Annotated in this window: 5 protein-coding genes; 1 reads left to right on the top strand and 4 read right to left on the bottom strand. The window is 41.9% G+C overall.

What is annotated here, in order from left to right; genetic code table 11:
- Positions 1–2: 2 nt before the first annotated feature.
- From QZT69_RS11955 to QZT69_RS11965, 3 genes are all read right to left on the bottom strand, one after another.
- The gene (locus QZT69_RS11955; RefSeq protein ID WP_294674403.1) at positions 3–2375 is read right to left on the bottom strand and encodes a c-type cytochrome; all 2373 of its coding nucleotides are present in this window, start codon (positions 2373–2375) and stop codon (positions 3–5) included.
- A gap of 2 nt (positions 2376–2377) precedes the next feature.
- Complete coding sequence (locus tag QZT69_RS11960) at positions 2378–2920, bottom strand: sigma-70 family RNA polymerase sigma factor (protein WP_294674405.1); 543 nt, start codon at positions 2918–2920, stop codon at positions 2378–2380.
- A gap of 91 nt (positions 2921–3011) precedes the next feature.
- Positions 3012–4043, bottom strand: a complete 1032-nt coding sequence (locus tag QZT69_RS11965; protein WP_294674407.1) for a hypothetical protein — start codon at positions 4041–4043, stop codon at positions 3012–3014.
- Positions 4044–4185: 142 nt separating this feature from the next.
- Here QZT69_RS11965 and QZT69_RS11970 point away from each other — a divergent pair, with 142 nt between their 5' ends.
- Complete coding sequence (locus QZT69_RS11970) at positions 4186–5430, top strand: hypothetical protein (protein WP_294674408.1); 1245 nt, start codon at positions 4186–4188, stop codon at positions 5428–5430.
- A 107-nt stretch (positions 5431–5537) separates the two neighbouring features.
- On the opposite strand, the gene QZT69_RS11975 is transcribed toward QZT69_RS11970, so the two are convergent.
- The gene (locus QZT69_RS11975) at positions 5538–5972 is read right to left on the bottom strand and encodes a T9SS type A sorting domain-containing protein (RefSeq protein ID WP_294674409.1); all 435 of its coding nucleotides are present in this window, start codon (positions 5970–5972) and stop codon (positions 5538–5540) included.
- Between the last annotated feature and the right edge of the window lie 30 nt (positions 5973–6002).

Consider the following 6002-nt stretch of genomic DNA (forward strand, 5'->3'; position numbering starts at 1 on the left):
GATTATTGATTACGCAATTCCATCTGGCACTTATAAACCGTCGGTTCAACCTCTCTTCGGAAAGCTGCATTTTCCCGGCGTTTCTTTTGGACTTCGTAATCCGCCTTTTCTTTGAATAACCAGTTCAACTCATCCTTTAAATCCATCGGCTTGGTAGTTCGAATGTTATTCAATCCGGTGATTTTCTGTTCGAATTCCTTTTCACTGATCTTAGTTAAAGAAATGACACCCAGATTTCCGGCTTTCAATTCATTCAGCTGGTGATAGAAATATCCCGTTTCGTTGATTCCGATAACCGCAGCTGTGTAATTCATGTCTCCGTTTAGATTGTACTCCAGTTTTCCGTTTCTGAAATCCAGGCGCTGGTAGCTGTTGATCTCTTTGGAGAATAAATACAAATACAAACGTCCGTACTTTTCAGCATTTTTCACCTCAACAGACATGGGTTCATAAGTGATTTGAGCCGTTTTTCCTGTTTCAGGATCGGTAATGACCGTTGATTGTCGATTTACCGTTGCCTCTCTGACATAGGCGTCGATATTGAGAACAGTTCCTCCTCCATGAACCTGGAATCCGAGCGTTTTACCAAGCTGTTTCCCTACGTTTGCCAGGTTAAAGCCGTATTCTTCTTCCAGATTTGCGGATTCCCGCATCCCTTTGCGAAGTTGTTCTTTTTCACGCTCCCGCTCAAGCTCCTTATCCCACTGGCGCTCTCTTTTCAGAGCAGTTTCCAACTCCTTCTTTCCTCTCTCACGAATCGTTTCAATAGCCTTTTTATAGAACGCGTTCAGATTCTTTTGGTGCGCATCATCAATTTTAATCACCCCGACTTTCTGATCAGCAAACTGCTGAAATTGTGAATACCCCATTTTTACCACGCGTTCATCCAGTTTCCACAAAGATGTGTTCAGGTTGGAGACATAGACTTCCAGTACTTTCTTATCACACGTTCCGTGAATTACTTTCATGCGGTCTTCAAAGTCTTGCGTGGCCAGGTTCGTGTTATTAAACTTCGGGTTCCATATTGCCAGTACTTTTGAAGGAGGAATCAAATAGCTTTCTCTTGGTGCTGCATCAGTCATTTCATACCCGAAAGGAATGTCATCAATGTAGTTGAAAATCGCATCAATATCAGCTGTTCGTCCTTCCAATTCGGGAAATTTCATCATTCCCGTAGGTTTAATGTTTGAAACTTCACTGGCATATGAATCAGACATTGCTGCCTTACTCCAATCCGCCACCCACTGGTAAATAGACCCTTCTTTTGCACCGCCTTCAGCCCATTTTTGACGTACTCGAAACAATTTCGGTCCTGTTCTATCACTATGCGCCATATGGCAAGTAGCACATCTAGCATGGAAAAGCAGTTCGCCTCTTAACTTCGGATCTTTCGGGTATTCATCAATCGGCTTATTGTACCAATCAATATTCTTTGCGTCAAAATAATCGGGGTAAGCAATATCGATAACTTCCTGTGTCATATCAAATTCTTCCGACAAATGCTCCTCAAAACTCAAATACAAACTATCGCGTTTTGTTTTTTCAGTAAACCACTTCAATTCATTCAGCTTCGGCTCGTAATCCGGGGGATACAAATCCATCTCAGACATGTCCTTCGGTTTGGGCAGACGCTCCAGTTCAACCGGATTTTGCCAATCAATTCCGCCATTTTTTCCGGGAATTCCGGTGAAGAGTTTCATGTCTTTTTTCAGCTCATCTACCGGTACCTGCACGTAAACACCTTTGTCCGTCAGCTGCAGTTTCTTTCCTTCCGGAGTGAATGCATTGAGACTGAACATTCCCTGGGTTTCGAGTAAGCGATCCCCCGATTTGGTACTCAGTCCGGCTTTTACAATATCGGATGCTTTTTGCGCTTCCTGCCACTGAACGATTGCTTCGCCTTTGTACGCTTTTCCATTCAGCAAAAACGATTCATCCGTGATGCTCAATAAAACACCGCTTTCCGATAAAAACACATCCGATTCTCCGGTGAATTGGAAATATTCCGGGGCGATGTTCTCGAAAACCAATTCTTTCTCTAATTTTTCCAGGAAGGGTTTTTCCAGGAATTCGGGTTTCCAGGTAATGCTGTCCCAATTAAGTATGACATACACCGAAGCGGCCAAAACACCGGCAATAATTACTCCTATTCCGGCTTTGATCAACAGTTTCTTTATATGAAACCATTTACCCGACTGCCTCACCAATCTTCTTAAGGAATTCCGTTGTATGAGTTCGGTAGTCAGTTTATGCAATTCAAATTCCTGCTGAAGTTCTTTGTTTTGCTTTAATTCTGCTTCAAAAGCCGTTTTCCCTTCTGCTGAAAGCTCGTTGTTCAAATAACGCTCAATCAATTGGTTCCAATTTGTTTCCATGGTTAAAATTGATTGAGTTCAACATTCATTTGAGCTTCCTGCACCAAATCTTTGGCTTTCTGCATACACCGGTATTTTTGCGCTTTCGCCACTTTATCGTTTCGTAAATCGAGCTTTTTGGCAATATCCACCATGTTCCAGCCCAACCCGTAAAACAAATGCAATAACTCCCTACACTGCTTCCCGATTTTCGTTAATGCGCTTTCCAATTGTTTGTACTGCAATTCTTTCTCCATCCAGGTTTCGGGAATTGCTTCCACATCCGTTTCCAAATTTCCTGTACCCTGTTTTTGTTCTTTGCGGGCAGTGTTGTACCACAACAGTTTACAGGTTTGCTTGATAAAGTGGATTGGTTCCAATTGGAACTCAAAATCGGGATCGTTTTTCTTACGCAGGTAAATGATGAGTGCTTCCTGGAAGAGATCTTCCGCTGTCAGTGCATCGCAACCAAAGGTTCGAAGCAGGCGCTTGGTCTGTGGGAAATGTTTGTACAGAACCGATAATTCTTTTTTGATTTCCTGTGGATTGTAAAAAGGTTTCTCCATTGCTGAATTTATCGGTTGTGTTTGGAAAACGGAAAGGTAAACATTCCTTCCAAAAATAAACTCAGCGGTGCACGATTAATGATCTGAAAAATTAATAATAACTGATGTTTCGTTTGTACTTAAAGTCTACGTCTTTCGAAGTATAAATGTGTCTTCTTTTTTGGGGTTGGACCCTCACTTCCAGTTCAATCCAATTCCCATTTGCATCATAAGAAATATAAGTAATCTCTTCCCTGAGTTCCAACTGGAAATTAAATTCAGAACCGCTCCAAGCGCTCGAATAATGTTTGATCTCGGTCAATTCATCGTTGTCATTATAACAGTATTCCGTTTTACGATGAACGTTCATGGAGCTCTTTATGGAGTGGTCCCAAACGGTCCACTCAATGATTCGGTTTCGCCCATCGGTTTTGATATCGTCCTGAAAGGAATTGAAATAAAGGTTCTCGAAATCTGTAAAAGATGTGGATGGGTGAGTATTTCTCTTTTTACTTAATTCGCGAACAAATGAACGGGTGATATCCTTTTGCCTCTGGTACGGTGATCTTGCTTTCACATACCGGTATTCTAAACGGACACTGTCGAAATCCGGAGTCCACTGATAATTCAACGTATAATCAAAAATGCTGTCGTAAAAAGGGTCGCTGCGGTCCATAGAAGATTCACAGTCATAACAGGTATAAATTTCCTGCGTTTTGAAACCTTGTTCATTAAATCGAATCACGGTTTTTGATTTTTGGTAATAATTGGTTCTGCGAATTGTTTTGAGAAGCATTTCACCTGTTGAATCATACGTATTTACTATCCAATTAGCGTCGTTATAACGCATGAGCCCAAAACTCATGGAATCTTCCGAATAGTCTAACAGCCTCCCCTTCGCCGAAAACAGGTATTCAGCACGTAAACATAAAGAACTGTCTTCTCCGTTTTCCTTTAGCATGCAAATGGTTTCACAGACTTCTTTGACCGGACCTTTTAACTGAAAATCACCCGGTGTTTGTGCAACTGTTTTCGCCTGTAAATTTTCATATTCCGTAGTTCTGAACTTAGGGACCTTCAAATCAGGTAATTGAGCACACAAGGCTAAAGGACTAAATACTATCAGAAGTAATCGAATTTTCATGGACATGGATTTAAAAGCGATACACTCAAATCCCCGTTTTGTTCATCAAAATCCACTGATTGAAATCATTTTCAACAGATTGCACGCTGATGTGTTCATTTTTCGTAACAGATTTATACATTTGCACAAAATTAGACCATCGATGGAACAACAGGCGACTCAGGTCCAGGCACCAACCGAAACCACTAAACAACCCAGAAGTACTTTCAAAAAATGGCTGCGCCGCGGTTATTTTGGAGTGATCCATCTATTGGCATTGTTCGCCATGGCCCTGATCGGTGTTGCTTTAGCCGCTAAATTTAAGTGGACCAATGACAGCGGGAATGTGGACCTGAACAGCCGCTATTTTTCCGAAATGGCCGGCAAGTACAACCAGGGATTCCAAACAGACAGTCTTACTTTTGCAAAACAGGAGCGCCAGATGTACCAAAACGTAGGACTTTTGGCTAAATATTATCCTCAGAATGCTAAGCTGATCCTGGATGCTTTCCATCGTTCTGGAGACGTGACTATTGCGCTGAGAATGCTAGATGCTGCCAATCTTCGGATGCAGAAACACAAAGGATATCAGCGGGAACTCCAGCGAATTGAAGCAGAAGCAAGTGAAGCCTCTCTTTCTATTTATCCCTGGGCAAATTACCGCGAATGGAAAGAATTCTGCCGCGTAGTGAGAGCAGACAGTGCTGCAATAGACTCGGTTTCGCGTATTACGGGAGTTGAGTCTCGTTTGATAGTGATGTGCCTGGTAGGTGAACAAATCCGTATGTTTAACTCTTCCCGGGAGCAATTCAAAAAATACGTCGTTCCTTATAACCGATTGATCCTTACTACCAACCGCGGATATGGTGTAACCGGAATCCTTCAGAATACCGCATTAAAAATCGAAAAGAACCTGTTTGACAAAAGCAGTGCTTTTTACCCCGGAGCTTATTACCAAAATTGCCTGAATGTGAAAGATTCTTTCCCGGAATTGGTAAACGATACCATCGAAGCACATAAACATTTGACCATTCAGCGCTTAATGAAAGGCGGTGATCACTTCTATTCGTATTTGTACACCGCATTTTTCCTGCGTCAGTTCCAGTCGCACTGGGAAAAGGAAGGATTTACTTTAGCGTACAGACCGGAAATCCTCGGAACTTTGTATAACCTTGGTTTCCAAAAAAGTAAACCGAAGAAAAACCCGGCAGTGGGCGGATCAACTTTCAATGTGGGCGACAAGGAATATACTTTCGGCGGTTTGTGTTACGAGTTTTATTACAGTGGTGAATTGATGGATTTATTCCCGTTAACCAGCCAGCCTTTTATTCCTACCAAAGTGCTGGAGAAGACCATTGTTTTCCCGGAGCCGGAAGAGGAAGAAGTTGTTGCTCCGACTGAAGGATGATTACCCAATACGCATAGACATATGTTTATCCCCCTCCCCTCAATTTGAAACAAAAATCCCCGCTTGATCAAGCGGGGATTTTTGTTTTTATAAACGGAAACGGACAATCATTCACGCACTATTTTCCATTCACGAACTTGTTTTCCTTTAGTAGTCATCCTTACAATGTAAGGCCCCGGCGTATAGGAACTAAAATCGAGATTAGTCACTCTGCCCTCCACCTTTTGCTTTGCAAGTACCTTTCCATTCAGGTCTAACACGGTTACTTCTTTGTTTTCTTCTTCCAGGAACAAATCATTGACAGAAATATTCAGCACGTCCTTAGTTGGGTTGGGAAAGAGGACAAATTCAAATTCACCGGCTTTATCTTCCAAAGCATCCGAAGCTTCGGGTGCTGCAGATTTTTGAGATGACGCGGGACGCATGACGTATACTTGCCGTAAAACCCGGTTTCCCGCATTATCGTAACCATATTCGATAGCTTGAGCATTTGTAAATGAATATATCATGCAATAAGCTGTTATTAAGAGAAGTTTTTTCATTGTAATATATTATTTATAGTAATTATATTC

The sequence above is a fragment of the uncultured Fluviicola sp. genome, assembly GCF_902168135.1.
Lineage (GTDB): Bacteria > Bacteroidota > Bacteroidia > Flavobacteriales_D > Crocinitomicaceae > Fluviicola.

What these genes read in the sequence shown, in the direction of transcription:
- QZT69_RS11970 (WP_294674408.1), top strand. Translation starts at nt 4,186, where the DNA reads ATGGAACAACAGGCGACTCAGGTCCAGGCACCAACCGAAACCACTAAA.
- QZT69_RS11965 (WP_294674407.1), bottom strand. Translation starts at nt 4,043, where the DNA reads ATGAAAATTCGATTACTTCTGATAGTATTTAGTCCTTTAGCCTTGTGT.
- QZT69_RS11960 (WP_294674405.1), bottom strand. Translation starts at nt 2,920, where the DNA reads ATGGAGAAACCTTTTTACAATCCACAGGAAATCAAAAAAGAATTATCG.
- QZT69_RS11955 (WP_294674403.1), bottom strand. Translation starts at nt 2,375, where the DNA reads ATGGAAACAAATTGGAACCAATTGATTGAGCGTTATTTGAACAACGAG.
- QZT69_RS11975 (WP_294674409.1), bottom strand. Translation starts at nt 5,972, where the DNA reads ATGAAAAAACTTCTCTTAATAACAGCTTATTGCATGATATATTCATTT.